13 protein-coding genes are annotated in these 14175 nt (G+C 68.3%); 9 read left to right on the forward strand and 4 right to left on the reverse strand.

The window, feature by feature from the left end; all coding sequences use genetic code 11:
- Positions 1–36 precede the first annotated feature (36 nt).
- Positions 37–375: a P-II family nitrogen regulator gene (locus tag AACL56_RS17055; protein ID WP_339090994.1), complete on the reverse strand. Its 339-nt coding sequence runs from the start codon at positions 373–375 to the stop codon at positions 37–39.
- Between the two features lie 5 nt (positions 376–380).
- Positions 381–2069 (reverse strand): NAD+ synthase, encoded by a 1689-nt coding sequence (locus tag AACL56_RS17060; protein ID WP_339090995.1) that lies wholly within the window; start codon positions 2067–2069, stop codon positions 381–383.
- 18 nt (positions 2070–2087) lie between these two features.
- On the opposite strand from AACL56_RS17060, the gene AACL56_RS17065 reads away from it, so the two are divergent.
- A complete protein-coding gene (locus AACL56_RS17065; protein ID WP_339090996.1) occupies positions 2088–3320 on the forward strand; it encodes a GNAT family N-acetyltransferase in 1233 nt (410 codons plus the stop codon).
- A gap of 73 nt (positions 3321–3393) precedes the next feature.
- Entirely contained in the window at positions 3394–4146 is a 753-nt protein-coding gene (locus AACL56_RS17070; RefSeq protein ID WP_339090997.1) for a hypothetical protein, read from the forward strand.
- 60 nt (positions 4147–4206) lie between these two features.
- Here the strand turns inward: AACL56_RS17070 and ppa are convergent, their stop codons facing one another.
- Entirely contained in the window at positions 4207–4734 is a 528-nt protein-coding gene (gene ppa, locus AACL56_RS17075; RefSeq protein WP_339090998.1) for an inorganic diphosphatase, read from the reverse strand.
- A 253-nt stretch (positions 4735–4987) separates the two neighbouring features.
- Between ppa and AACL56_RS17080 the strand changes: the two genes are divergently transcribed.
- The 7 genes from AACL56_RS17080 (at position 4988) to AACL56_RS17110 (ending at position 13478) form a co-directional block, all read left to right on the forward strand.
- Entirely contained in the window at positions 4988–7513 is a 2526-nt protein-coding gene (locus AACL56_RS17080) for a sodium-translocating pyrophosphatase (RefSeq protein ID WP_339090999.1), read from the forward strand.
- A 1-nt stretch (position 7514) separates the two neighbouring features.
- A complete protein-coding gene (locus tag AACL56_RS17085; protein ID WP_339091000.1) occupies positions 7515–7883 on the forward strand; it encodes a nuclear transport factor 2 family protein in 369 nt (122 codons plus the stop codon).
- Positions 7884–7947: 64 nt separating this feature from the next.
- Entirely contained in the window at positions 7948–8679 is a 732-nt protein-coding gene (locus tag AACL56_RS17090; protein ID WP_339091001.1) for a MerR family transcriptional regulator, read from the forward strand.
- 4 nt (positions 8680–8683) lie between these two features.
- Positions 8684–10132 (forward strand): TolC family protein, encoded by a 1449-nt coding sequence (locus tag AACL56_RS17095; protein WP_339091002.1) that lies wholly within the window; start codon positions 8684–8686, stop codon positions 10130–10132.
- Entirely contained in the window at positions 10132–11118 is a 987-nt protein-coding gene (locus AACL56_RS17100) for an HlyD family secretion protein (RefSeq protein WP_339091003.1), read from the forward strand. The genes AACL56_RS17095 and AACL56_RS17100 overlap by 1 nt, the downstream gene beginning before the upstream one ends.
- Positions 11119–11136: 18 nt before the next feature.
- Positions 11137–12321 (forward strand): ABC transporter permease, encoded by a 1185-nt coding sequence (locus AACL56_RS17105; protein WP_339091004.1) that lies wholly within the window; start codon positions 11137–11139, stop codon positions 12319–12321.
- Positions 12322–12329: 8 nt separating this feature from the next.
- Positions 12330–13478, forward strand: a complete 1149-nt coding sequence (locus tag AACL56_RS17110; RefSeq protein ID WP_339091005.1) for an ABC transporter permease — start codon at positions 12330–12332, stop codon at positions 13476–13478.
- On the opposite strand, the gene AACL56_RS17115 is transcribed toward AACL56_RS17110, so the two are convergent.
- Positions 13475–14104, reverse strand: coding sequence for a TetR/AcrR family transcriptional regulator (locus tag AACL56_RS17115; RefSeq protein ID WP_339091006.1), 630 nt, complete (start codon positions 14102–14104; stop codon positions 13475–13477). The two genes, AACL56_RS17110 and AACL56_RS17115, sit on opposite strands and share 4 nt — an antisense overlap.
- Positions 14105–14175 lie beyond the last annotated feature (71 nt).

A 14175-nucleotide genomic window follows, 5' to 3' on the forward strand; every position in this document is an offset into this window, starting at 1 on the left:
GCGACACGACGTGCGCGCGGCCGGGGGGCGAATCGGTCAGACCGCGTTTTCGTTCTCTTCACCCGTGCGGATGCGCACGATGCGCTCCACCCCGGTCACGAAGATCTTCCCGTCGCCGATCTTGCCGGTACGCGCCGAATTGACGATGGCCTCGATGCATCGATCGACGTCGGCCTCGTTCACGACCACCTCGACCTTCATCTTGGGCAGGAAATCGACGACATATTCAGCGCCGCGGTAGAGCTCGGTGTGCCCCTTCTGGCGGCCGAAACCCTTGACTTCGGTGACTGTGAGGCCGGTGACGCCCACTTCGGCCAAGGCCTCGCGCACGTCCTCGAGCTTGAAGGGTTTGACGATGGCGGTGATCTGCTTCATGGGTTTTATGCTCCGGCGGTTTCGTTGAATTTGCTGGTGATAGGGTAACGCCAATCCTTGCCGAAGCTTCGATGGGTGACCCGGATGCCTACGGGCGCCTGGCGCCGCTTGTATTCGTTGATCTTGATCAGCCGTGCGACACGCTCGACCACCGCGCGGTCGTAGCCCGCGGCGATGATCTCGTCGATGCCCTCATCATCCTGCATGTAGCGTGCCAGGATTCCGTCGAGGATGTCGTAGGGCGGGAGGCTGTCCTGGTCGGTCTGCCCGGGCCGCAGTTCAGCGCTCGGCGGGCGCGTGATGATCCGCTCGGGAATGGGCTCGGCACCGGTGCCGTACGGGTCGTGGGCGTTGCGCCAGCGGGCCAGTGCGAACACCGTGGTCTTCAGCAGGTCCTTGATGACCGCGAAGCCGCCCGCCATGTCGCCGTAGAGGGTGCAGTAGCCGGTGGCCATCTCGCTCTTGTTGCCGGTGGTCAGCACGATCGAGCCGAACTTGTTCGACAGCGCCATCAGCAGCGTGCCGCGGATGCGGGCCTGGATGTTCTCCTCGGCCGTGTCCTCGGGCCGCCCCTCGAACTCCCCGGCCAATGCGCCCTTGAAGGACTCGACGGTGTGCCTGATGGAAATCTCGTCGTAGCGCACGCCCAGCCGGCCGGCCATGTCGCGCGCGTCGATCCAGCTGATGTCGGCGGTATACGGCGACGGCATCATGACGGCGCGGACCTTTTCCTTGCCCAGCGCATCGACGGCGATGGCAAGCACCAGTGCGGAGTCGATGCCGCCCGAAAGCCCGAGGATGGCACCTGTAAAGCCGTTCTTGCCGACGTAGTCGCGCACGCCCAGCACCAGCGCATCCCACAGCTGGGCTTCGGCATCGCGCACCGGTGCGATGGCGCCCGGCTCATCGGTGAAGCCCACGCGGCCTTGCGCCGTGCGCTCCAGTTGCGCGAAGAGGAGCTTCTCCTGGAAGCTTCCGGCCTGCATGGCGACCGCGCCGTCGGCTTGCAGCGCGAACGAAGCGCCGTCGAACACGACCTCGTCCTGTCCGCCGACCAGGTGCGCGTAGACCAGCGGCAGGCCCACGGACCGCGCTCGCTCCGACATGCGCGCGACCCGTTCACCTTCCTTGCCCACGTGGTACGGCGACGCATTGATCACCGCCAGCACCTCGGCGCCGCCCTCTCGGGCCAGTTCGGCCGGCTGGTCGAACCAGGCGTCCTCGCAGATGAGCAGGCCGACCGACACGCCGCCCGCCTCGAACACGCAACTGCCCTGTCCCGGCGTGAAGTAGCGGCGCTCGTCGAACACCTGGTAGTTGGGCAGCTCTCGCTTGGCGTAGGTCTCGAGGATGCGGCCCTCCTTGATGACACTGGCCGCGTTGTGGCGCATCTGCACCGCCACCGACCGGCTGCGCACGCTGCCGCCCGTGGGATGCCCCACCACCACGACCATGTCTTTGAGGTCGGCCAGAGCGGCGGCAATGCCTTTCACGGCATCATCACAGGCTTCGGTGAAGGCGGGGCGGAGGAACAGGTCCTCCGCTGCGTAGCCGGCAATGGAGAGCTCGGGCGTCAGCAGCAGACGCGCACCCTGCGCATGCGCCTGGCGCGCGGCGTCGACGATCTTTTCTGCATTGCCGGCAATGTCGCCCACCACAAAATTGAGTTGCGCGATCGCGAGCTTGAGCGTCATACAGAAGGAAGAAAAGGCTTGAACGATTATGTCATTCGGGTTTTGTCATCGCCGTCGGACGTGAGCCCGGAAGCATGGAACACACTGCTCGCCGCCGAGGCCGAGCCCTCGCCTTTCATGCGTCACGAATACCTCGCGGCGCTGAACGACAGCCGGAGTGCCACGCCCGACAGCGGATGGATGCCGCAGTTCGTCACGCTGTGGCAAGGCGAGACCTTGCAGGCGGCGTGCCCGCTCTACATCAAGGACCATTCGTACGGCGAGTACGTGTTCGACTGGGCCTGGGCCAACGCCTATGAGCAGCACGGCCTGGCCTATTACCCGAAGGCCGTGGTCGCGGTACCGTTCACGCCCGTGCCCGGTGCGCGGCTGCTGGCGCGCGATGCCGCCAGCCGCACTTTGCTGGTGCAAGGGCTCATCGCCCTGTGCAAGCAGCAGGAGCTGTCTTCGCTGCATCTGCTGTTCGGCTCCGAGGCCGACATCGCTGCCTGCACCGAAGCCGGCCTTATGCTGCGCAACACCGTGCAGTTCCACTGGACGAATGCAGCCCCCGCGTCCGGCGCCGACGCGTCCTCGCAGCCCCCCGAGGGCGAGCATTTCGCCTTGGGGCCGAACGGCGGCGGGACCTACCCCGACTTCGATGCCTTCCTCGCCAGCCTCTCGCACGACAAGCGCAAGAAGATCCGGCAGGAACGCCGCAAGGTGGCGGACGCCGGCGTGAGCTTTCGCTGGTCGCGCGGCGCCGACATCGCCAAGGCCGACTGGGACTTCTTCTACCGCTGCTACGAACGCACCTACCGCGAACACGGCAACCCGCCCTACCTCACGCGCGACTTCTTCCGGCGCATGGCCGACACGATGCCCGAGGCCTGGCTGCTGTTCATCGCCGAGCGCAACGGCAAGCCCATGGCCGCCAGCCTGATCGCGCTGTCGACACAGCCCGGCGAACCGCCGGTTGCCTACGGCCGCTACTGGGGGGCGCTGGAACGCGTCGACTGCCTGCACTTCGAGGCCTGCTACTACCAGCCGCTGGCCTGGTGCATTGCGCATGGCGCGACGCGCTTCGAGGGCGGCGCACAGGGCGAGCACAAGATGGCGCGCGCGCTGATGCCGGTGAAGACCACCAGCGCGCACTGGCTGGCGCACCCGTCCTTCGCCGATGCGGTCGAGCGCTTCCTAGAGCGTGAGGGCGAAGGCATCGAGAACTACATGGATCACCTCGGCGAGCGCAGTCCGTTCAAGGCGACCTGAGCAGCCCCTGCGTTGCCATGCGGGGCTGCTATAAACGCGCCCGATATCCACAACAACACAGAGGGGAAAACCGATGCCGATCTTCGGACTGGGGCTGCACATCCTGATCGCACTGTTCTTCGCGGTGCATGCCATGCGCCACGGCAAGCAGATGTACTGGCTCATCATCCTGTTCAGCTTCCCGCTGCTGGGCAGCGTCGTGTACTTCGTGGTCGAGTACCTGCCCGCCTCGCGCATGCAGCGCACCGCCGGCAAGGTGGCGAGCGCGGCGATCGGCTTCATCGATCCCGAGCGCGAATACCGCGCCGCGGCCGAGGCCTACGACCTCGCGCCCACCGCGCAGAACAAGCTGCGCCTGGCCAAGGCCGCGCTCGACCGGGGCCAGGCAGCCGACGCCGTGGGCCACTACCGCGACGCGCTGAAGGGCCCGCTGGCTTCCGACCCCGAACTTCAGTTCGGCCTGGCCAGCGCACTACTTGCCGCAGGCGGCCCCAGCGCCGGGCGCGAAGCGCTGCAATCGCTGCAGGCCCTGCGCGCCACGCGCGACGACTACCGCCGGGACGAGGTCGCCGTGCTCACGGCCCGGGCACTGGCTGCCGACGGCCGCCAGCAGGAAGCGCGCGATGCCTTCGAAAGCGCATTGAGCCAGTTCAACACGGTCGAGACCCGTGCCCGCTACATCGCATGGCTGGCTGAACAAGGGGATGCCACAGGCGCGCAGCGCCAGTGGGAGGAGCTCCAGCAGGCCGCGCGCCACTGGAACTCGCACGCGCGATCGGTCAATCGCGAGTGGATGCGGCTGGCCTCGGACGCGGTCCGGACCTGAGGCCGCCGGTTCGAGGGGCATGGCGCCCCTCGAACGCTGCCTCGCGGCAGCACGAAGAACTTACTTCTTGTAGTTGGCGATGCCGTCCAGGATTTCCTTCCTGGCGGAGTCGATGCCTTCCCAGCCCAGCACCTTGACCCACTTGCCCGCTTCCAGGTCCTTGTAGTGCTCGAAGAAGTGGCTGATGGCCTTCAGGCGCATCGGGTTCACGTCGTCGACCGACTTCCAGTGGCTGTAGATCGGCAGCACCTTGTCGGTGGGCACGGCCAGCACCTTGCCGTCGACGCCGGCTTCGTCTTCCATCATCAGGATGCCCAGGGGGCGGCACGGCACGACCACGCCCGGCAGCAGCGGGTACGGGGCGATCACCAGCACGTCGACCGGGTCACCGTCGCCCGACAGGGTCTGCGGCACGTAGCCGTAGTTGGCGGGGTAGTACATGGCCGTCGTCATGAAGCGGTCGACGAAGATCGCGCCCGATTCCTTGTCGACTTCGTACTTGATCGGGTCGGCGTTCATCGGGATTTCGATCACGACGTTGAAGGCGTCGGGCACGTTCTTGCCGGGGGAAACTTTGTCGAAGGACATGACGTTTTTCGAGTAGTTGAAAGTATGAGAAGGATGGGGACAAACCCGGAGTTTACTTTCCGTGTCACCGCACGGTCGCACACGCGCTCGTTTTTGCCTGTAAATTGCAACCGTTGGCCAATCGGCTCCGCACCTCGGTGCAGCGAGCTTCGAGGAAGCAACGCGACGGAAATCATGCCCCCGTACGCGTTGCACGCAGGGTTCATGGCGTCCGTCTCCACAAGTCTTAAACGAACGAATGGAGAAGCAAAGCATGATCGGCAACACCCCCCTGATACTGGCCATCGTCTGCGGCCTCGTGGCCGTGGCCTACGGTTTCTGGGCCCGAAGTTGGATTCTCTCGAAGGACGCCGGCAACGCCCGCATGCAGGAGATCGCAGCGGCCATCCAGGCCGGCGCCTCCGCCTACCTTGCCAAGCAGTACAGCACCATCGCCATCGTCGGCGTGGTGCTGGCGGTGCTGATCGCCCTCTTCCTCGACCTGACCACCGCCGTCGGCTTCGTGGTGGGCGCGGTGCTCTCGGGCGCGTGCGGCTTCATCGGCATGAACGTGTCGGTGCGCGCCAACGTGCGCACCGCGCAGGCGGCCACGCACGGCATCGGCCCGGCGCTGGACGTCGCGTTCCGCGGGGGCGCCATCACCGGCATGCTGGTGGTGGGCCTAGGGCTGCTGGGCGTGTCGGTCTTCTACTGGGTGCTGGCCGCCGGCGGCATTCCGGCCGGGGCCCACGGCCTGTCCTCCCTGCTCAACCCGCTGATCGGATTCGCCTTCGGCTCCTCGCTGATCTCGATCTTCGCGCGGCTGGGCGGCGGCATCTTCACCAAGGGCGCCGACGTGGGCGCCGACCTGGTGGGCAAGGTCGAGGCCGGCATCCCTGAAGACGACCCGCGCAACCCGGCCGTGATCGCCGACAACGTGGGCGACAACGTGGGCGACTGCGCCGGCATGGCGGCCGACCTGTTCGAGACCTATGCCGTGACGCTCATTGCCACGATGGTGCTGGGCGCGCTGATGGTCACGGCGGCGCCGGTCAACGCGGTGCTCTATCCGCTGGCGCTGGGCGGCGTGTCGATCGTCGCGTCGATCATCGGCTGCTTCTTCGTGAAGGCTTCGCCGGGCATGGTCAACGTGATGCCCGCGCTCTACAAGGGACTGGCGGTGGCGGGCGTGCTGTCGCTGATCGCGTTCTGGTTCGTCACGAGCTGGCTCATTCCCGACAACGCCATCGCGCCCAGCGGCAGCCAGCTGAAGCTGTTCGGCGCCTGCTTCGTGGGCCTCGCGCTCACGGCCGCGCTGGTGTGGATCACCGAGTACTACACCGGCACGCAATACAAGCCGGTGCAGCACATCGCGCAGGCGTCCACCACGGGCCATGGCACCAACATCATCGCGGGGCTGGGGGTGTCGATGCGTTCGACGGCCTGGCCGGTGATCTTCGTGTGCATCGCCATCCTGGCGTCGTACTCGCTGGCCGGCCTGTTCGGCATTGCGGTGGCCGCCACGTCGATGCTGAGCATGGCCGGCATCGTCGTCGCGCTGGACGCCTACGGTCCCATCACCGACAACGCCGGCGGCATCGCCGAAATGAGCGAACTGCCCGACAGCGTGCGCGCGGTGACCGATCCGCTCGACGCGGTCGGCAACACCACCAAGGCGGTGACCAAGGGCTACGCCATCGGGTCGGCAGGCCTCGCCTCCCTGGTGCTCTTCGCCGACTACACCCACAAGCTCGAGAGCTTCGGCCAGGCCATCAGCTTCAACCTGAGCGACCCGATGGTGATCGTGGGCCTGTTCATCGGCGGGCTGATCCCCTACCTGTTCGGCGCGATGGCCATGGAGGCAGTCGGCCGCGCAGCCGGTGCCGTGGTGGAAGAGGTTCGCCGCCAGTTCCGGGACATCCCCGGCATCATGGAAGGCACCGGCAAGCCCGAGTACGGCAAGGCCGTGAGCATGCTGACCGGCGCGGCCATCAAGGAAATGTTGGTTCCGTCGCTGCTGCCGGTGCTCGTGCCGATCATCGTCGGCCTCGCGCTCGGGCCGAAGGCGCTGGGCGGGCTGCTGATGGGCACCATCGTCACCGGCCTGTTCGTGGCGATCAGCATGTGTACCGGCGGCGGTGCGTGGGACAACGCCAAGAAGTACATCGAGGACGGCCACTTCGGCGGCAAGGGCAGTGAGACGCACAAGGCCGCCGTCACCGGCGACACCGTGGGCGACCCCTACAAGGACACGGCCGGCCCGGCGGTGAACCCGCTGATCAAGATCATCAACATCGTGGCGCTGCTCATCGTGCCGCTGGTGGTGAAGTTCCATGCGGGCGATGCCGCGGCCGCCGTGCCCGCGAAGATCGAGACGCCGCCGGCCGCCACGGCCCCTGCCGCACCCGCGGCGATGGCGCCGTCGACGCCCGCGGCAGTGGTCGCGTCGGGCGCCGTGGCTGCGGCGGAAGCCGCCGCGGTGAAGGTCGAGAACGGCGTGGTCAAGTTCTACTTCGCGAGCGCGAGCTCGGAGGTGGCACCGAACGCCAGGGAGGCACTGGCCGACGTCATCAAGGCCGTGCAGAGCGGCAGCACCGTGCTGGTGAGCGGCTACCACGATGCCAGCGGCGACCCGGCAAAGAACGCCGAGCTGGCGAAGCAGCGCGCCATGGCCGTGAGCGACGCGCTCAAGGCAGCCGGCGCGCCAGAAGACAAGATCGAGCTCGCCAAGCCCGAACAGTCGCAAGCCGACGGCCCGCCCGCCGAAGCGCGCCGGGTGGAGGTCAAGGTCAAGTCCTGACATGCCGACGCCCGAACGCCTGGAGGCCTTCATTGCAGCCGTCGAAGGCGGCGCGCATGCCGAGGCCATCGAGGACTACTACACCGAAGGCGCCACCATGCGCGAGAACCAGGCCGAGCCGCGGCGCGGCCGGTCGACGCTGGTGGCGCAGGAAAGCGCGGTGCTGGCCCGTACCGAGTCGGTGGTCTCCACCTGCGTGCGGCCGGTGCTCGTGAACGGCGACCACGTGGCGATCCACTGGATCTTCGAGTTCGCCTTCAAGGACGGAAGCACGATGCGCATGGAGGAAATCGCCTGGCAACGCTGGGAGGGCGAGCGCATTGCCGAAGAGCAGTTCTTCTACGACCCTGCGCTGCGGAAACCTGCCTGACGGTCCTGCGCAGAGATTCAGATCGACTTATGTGACATTTACGATGTAACATTCGGCCCGTCATATGAATGCCGCCGCCACGCCCCCCGCCTCGCAAGCCGAACAGGATCTTTCCGTCGAGGGGCTGGCCGCGCACACCGGCGTCACGGTGCGCAACATCCGCGCGTACACCACGGCCGGGCTGCTGCCCCCGCCCCGCCTGCGCGGACGCCTCGGCCTCTACGGCGACGAACACGTGCAGCGGCTGGGGCTGATCCGCGAACTGCGCGACCAGGGCTTCGGCATCGAGGCGATCCGCCGCATCTTCGAGCGCGCACCGGCGTCGTCCTGGCCCGACCTGGTGGCCGTGGCGCGCTCGGTCTCGGGCAGCCTGTTCGCCGAAGAAACGCCGGTCGTGGTCTCGTCCGAGGCGCTCGCGGCAAAGTGGAACGGCCAGATGACGCCCGCCCTGCTCGCACGCGCCGTCAAGGCCGGCCTGATGCGCGAACTTCCGGACGGCCAGGTGCAGATGCTCAGCCCCGCCCTCGGACAGGTCGCCGAACAGCTCGCAGCGCTCGGCCTGCCACTGGAAGCCGCGATCGGCATGCAGGAAACCATGGCTCGCACGCTGCGCACCGTGGCGCGGCACTGGCTGCGCACGCTGGCCGACAGCCTGCTGGGCGGCGATGCCATCGACCCCACTCGCACCGCGCAACTGCTCGAGAAGGCGCGTCCGCTCGCCACCGGTGCGGTGCAGGCCGCGTTCCCCGTGATCCTGCAGCAGGAGCTCGATACCCTGCTGCGCAAGACCGCCTGAAACAATGACACGACCTCGCCACGTTCCCCGGCCTCTGCTGCTCGTGGTGCTGGCGTTGCTCGGGTGGGGCGGAACCGCCCTCGCGCAGCTCCAGCAGGCGCCGCCGCCGCGCAACGACGGGACCCTGTCGCTGAGCTTCGACGCGGCGCGCGCCCGCATGATCGACCGCTCCGACAAGCTCGCCGCCGCGCGCGCGGCGGTCGAGTCGAAGGAGCTGCAGGGCGAAGGCGTCAAGGGCCTGGGCGGTCCGGTGGTCAGCATCTCCGGGCTCGCCTATGCCTACAACGCGAACCTGAACCTCGACCTCGATCCGCTCAACCAGAAGCTCGGCCAGATCGGCTCGTCGCTGCCGCCGTCGATCCAGGGCTTCATCGCACGGGTGCCGATTCCGCAGCTGCCCAACAGCTACACACTGAACCGGCACGACACCGGTGCCAATGCGTCGGTCTCGGCGGTGTGGCCGCTGTACGTGGGCGGCGCGACCGATGCGGTGCGCGGCTTCGTGTCGGCCCAGACCCGCGAGGCGCAGGCCGACGCCGAACAGGCTGGCCACGAGGTCGACACGCTGCTGGTGCAGCGCTACTTCGGCGCCCAGCTCGCACAGCGCGCGGCCACGTTGCGTGCGCAGGCCGAACGCACCATCGCGCAGCACGATTCGGCGGCGCAGAAGATGCTCGCCGCCGGCGTCATCTCGCGCGTGGAGCGTTTGCAGGCCAGCGCGGCCTACGAGGAAGCCCGCCGCAACGCGCGCAAGGCCGAGGACGATGCGGCCCTGGCCGCGGTGGCGCTCGCGCGCACCGTGCGTGCCGACGGCAGTGTGATGCCGCAGACGCCGCTCTTCGTCATCAGCGCGCCGGTGGAGCCGCTGGGCTACTTCATCGATTCCGCGCTCACGCGGCATCCCGGGCTCGACAAGGTGGCCGCGAAGAAATCGCAGGCCGAGCAGTTGCACGAAGGCGAGGAGGCGCTGCGCCGGCCTCAGGTCATCGCCTTCGGCACGCGCGAACTCAAGAGCGGCAACGCCGACTGGGTGGCCGGCGTCGGCGTGCGCTGGACGCTGTACGACTCGATCGACCGCAACGCGCTGTCGGCCGCCTCTCTCAAGCAGGTCGAGCAGGCCGAGCGCACCGGCGCGCAGGCACGCAGCGACATCTCGCTGCTGGTGGAACGCAACTGGCGCGCGCTGGAAAACGCGCGCCGCCAGTACCTCGAGATGAAAGTTTCGGTCGAGCTCGCGCAGGAGGTCGTCAGGCTGCGCACTTCGGGCCTGCGCGAAGGCACCAGCACCACGCTGGACCTGATAGATGCCGAGACCAACCAGGCCAAGGTGCTGACCGAGCGCGCGCAAGCCGCGAACGACTACGTGCAGGCGCTCGCGCAGCTGCTCGAGAGCGCGGGGCTTTCCGACAGGTTTTCCGACTACATCGCGCGTGCCGACGTGAGGGTGAACTGATGATGAGTGCCAAGACACGCAAACTGATCGCGATACTCGCCGCCCTGCTCGTGCTGGCGGTGCTCGTGTGGGGCTTCTGGCGCGCGTCGCAGCCCGCGCCGGAGGTGTTCCAGGGCCAGATGGAGGCGCGCGAGACCGACGTCGCCGGCAAGGTGACGGCGCGCGTGGCCGAGGTGCCGGTGAAGGAAGGCGATCGCATCCGGTCGGGTGCGGTGCTGGTGCGCATGGACAGCCCCGAGGTGCGCGCCAAGCTCGCCCAGGCGACCGCCGCCGAGCAGGCCGCGCAAGCCGTCGCCGACAAGGCGCAGAACGGCGCCCGGCCGCAGGAGATCGAGATGGCGCGCATGCAGTGGCAGCGCGCGGAGACCGCCGCGCAGCTCGCACAGACATCGTTCCGCCGCGTCGACGGGCTTGCGCGCGAAGGCCTGGTGGCCGACCAGAAGCGCGACGAGGCGGAGGCCAACTGGAAGGCCTCGCGCGACGCCGCCATCGCCGCGAAGGCGCAGTACGACATGGCGCGCACCGGCGCGCGCCCGGAAGACAGGGCCGCCGCGAGCGCGCAGGCGCGCCAGGTGGCCGGCGTGGTCGCCGAGGCCGAGGCCGCCAGGGCCGAGACCGAGCTGCGCAGCCCGGTCGGCGGCGAAGTGGCGAAGGTGCTGGCCAAGGTCGGCGAGCTGTCGCCGCAAGGCGTGGCGGTGGTCACGGTGGTCGACCTGGACGACCAGTGGGTGGTTTTGAACGTCCGCGAAGACCGGCTCGCGCGCTTCGCGATGGGCAGCGAATTCGACGCGCGCCTGCCCGCGCTGGCCGCGGACACGCGAACGGCCCGCTTCAAGGTCTACTACACCGGCGTGCTGCCCGACTTCGCGACCTGGCGCGCCACGCGTGGCGGCAACGGCTTCGACGTGCGCACCTTCGAGGTCCGCGCCCGGCCGCTGAAGCCCATCGAGGGCGCACGGCCCGGCATGAGCGTGCTGGTCGACTGAGCCGGACGGAACCCTCCGATGAGCCTCCGCGGCTTTTCCACCGCCAGCGCACGGCGCGAACTGGCGCTGTTGCGCACGCGGCCATGGGATCTCGCGATGATCTCGTGGGTGCCGCTGCTTGCGGTGTTCCTGATCTGGTGGATCTTCTCCGCCGGCCTGCCCGAGCGCCTGCCGATCGGCGTGCTCGACCAGGACCGCTCGTCGCTTTCGCGCCAGCTGGTGCGTTTCCTGGACGCCACTCCGGGCTTGCACGTGGTGGCGCACTACGGCGACGAAGGCGAGATGGCGCGCGCGCTCACCAGCGGCGCGGTCGACGCGGCAGTGCAATTGCCGCGCAACCTGAGCCGCGACGTGAAGCAGGGCCGGGTCGGCCAGGTCGTGCTGCTGCACAACGCGCAGTTGGGCACGCATTCGAGCCTGATCCAGCGCGACGTCCGCACCGCGGTGGCCACGGTGTCGGGCGGCGTCGAACTCACGGTGCGCAACAGGCGCGGCGAGTCGATGACGGCCGCGCGCGTGAGCATGGAGCCGATCAAGGCCAGCATGGTCGCGCTGTTCAACACCTCGACCGACTACGAGCAGTTCCTGGGTGCCGCGCTGATCCCGGCGCTGCTGCACATCCTGGCCATGACCGCGGGCGCATGGGCCGTGGGGCGCGAACTGCGTGACCGCAGCATCGGCGAATGGCTGGGCGCGGCACCGCGATGGCACGAGGCGCTGGCTGCGCTGGCGGGCAAGCTGGCGTGGCCGCTCGCCAGCCTTTCGGCAGTGGCAGTCGCCGCCATGGTGTGGATCACTGCAGGGCGCGGCTGGCATCCGCCCGGCTCTCTCGGCTGGACGCTGTTCGCGCTGCTGGTGTTCCTGGCGCTGTCGATCGCGCTCGGGGCGTTCGTGTCCGGTCTGACGCGCTCGCTGCGCACGGCGCTGTCGGCCACCGGCTTCATCACCGCGCCGGCGTTCGCATTCGGCGGCGTGGGGTTCCCGCTGGTCGCCATGCCCTTCTTCGCGCAGGCCTGGGCCGGGCTGCTGCCCTACACGCACTACATCCGCGTGCAGATGGAACAGCTGCAGATGGGCGCGCCGCTGGCATATTCGGTGGCGACGCCGCTCTGGATGGTGCTGGGCACCGGCGTGCTGCTGGCACTGTGCGCCGCTGCGCTGGTGCGGGCGGCCAGAGCGCCCGAGAGCTGGGGCGGACGCTGATGGCGGCTATGGCGGACGAACGCATCCGGCTGGGCGCCGCGTGGCGCGACACCGCACTGGCGGTGCTGCGCGACAAGGGTGTGCTGCTGATCATGCTGCTCGCGCCCGTCATCTACGGCTTCTTCTATCCGTGGCCCTATGGCACGCAGGCGGTCACCCGCGTGCCGGTGGCGGTGGTCGACGAGGACCACACCGCGCTGTCGCGGCAGATCGCGCGCTTCGCGCAGGCCAATCCGCGGCTCGACGTTCGGATGATCACAGGCGACGTGCACGAGGCCCGGCAGGCCCTGTGGCGCGGCGAGATCGAGGGCTACGCGCTGCTGCCGGCCGATCTCAAGCGCAACGTGCTGCGCGGCACGCCGGCTGTCGTGACCATCGAGGGCAACGGGGCGTATGCACTGTTGAACAAGGCCGTGCTGTACGGCTTCTCGGAGGCCGTGGGCACGGTCTCGGCGGGTGTGGAGATCCGCAAGCTGCAGGCCGGCGGCCAGAGCGCCATCCAGGCCGCGCGCAGCCGCAGCCCGCTCAACACGCAACTGGTGGCGCTGTTCAACCCGACCGAGGGCTACGGCAGCTACGTGGTGCCGGCGGTGGCGCTGCTGATACTGCAGCAGACCCTGCTGATGGGCGCGGCGATGCTTGCGGGCACCTGGGCCGAGGCGGGCCGGCTGCGCGCGTCGATGGGTGCGTGGCTGGGACGGCTGGGCGCGCTCACGGTGTTCGGCGTGCTCAGCGGGCTTTTCTATTTCGGCTGGGTGTTCTTCCTGCAGGACTATCCGCGAGGCGGCAATCCGTGGGGCGTGCTGGTGCTGCTGGCGTTCTACGTGCCGGCCATCTGCACGATCGGACTGCTGCTGGGCTGCTGGTTCCGCGACCGCGAGCGGGCGCTGCAGATCCTGCTGTTCACCGCCCTGCCGATGGCTTTTCTCTCGGGATTCTCGTGGCCGGTGGAGGCCTTGCCGGCACCGCTGCAGGCGCTGCGCTGGGTGTTTCCGAGCACCTCGGGCATCCAGGCCTCGCTGCGGCTCAACCAGATGGGCGCACCGCTGCACGACGTGCTGCCCTACCTCGGTGTGCTGGCGGGATTGACGCTGTGCGGCCTGTTCACGCTCTGGCTCGCAGCCACTCCGCGTGCTTCCGCCGCGAAGCCCGCCTAACGCCGGCTTTCCGCTGCCACGGCGCGCACGAGCCGCGTGGCGGGCACGACCAGTTCGCGCAGGTCGCCCGCGCGGTCCTGCTCGATCGCCTGCAGCACCAACTCGTTGATGCCGCCAACCACCGTCATCGCCATTTCGCTCGTCAGGTGCACGGCCGGCTCTTCGGCACCGCCGCTGCTGTTGATCGCGACCTGGATGAAGTTGGCGATTTCGTCGTTCATGCGCCGCCGCACCGCGAGGCCCGGCATGCCCAGTCCGAGGATTTCGACGAACAGGGTGCGCAGCAGCACCGGATCCTGCGCGAGATAGTCGAAGTAGGCGGTCATGGCCTGCTCGACCTGCGCATGCCAGGGCTGCACCGGATCGAAAGCCTCGCTCACCGCCTGCAGGCCAAGCCGGCTGGCGGTTTCGTAGAGCGCGATCAGGCACTCGGTCTTGGTGCTGAAGTGTTCGTAGAAGGTGCGGCGCGACACGGCAGCTTCCCGCACGATGTCGGCAATGGTGGTTTCTGCGTAGCCCTTGGCGGCCACGGCATGCGCCATTCCCTGGAGAAGACGCGTGTAGTGCTCGCTGCCCGAGCCCTCGGCGGATTTCGAGGGGGCAGCCTTTTCGATGGTTTCGCTCATGAAGGCCACATTTTCTCAACGCTCGGTACTTGACAGTACCGATTCACAATTGCACGATGACGGCATCCGGT

The organism is Variovorax paradoxus (genome assembly GCF_902712855.1).
Taxonomy (GTDB): domain Bacteria; phylum Pseudomonadota; class Gammaproteobacteria; order Burkholderiales; family Burkholderiaceae_C; genus Variovorax; species Variovorax paradoxus_Q.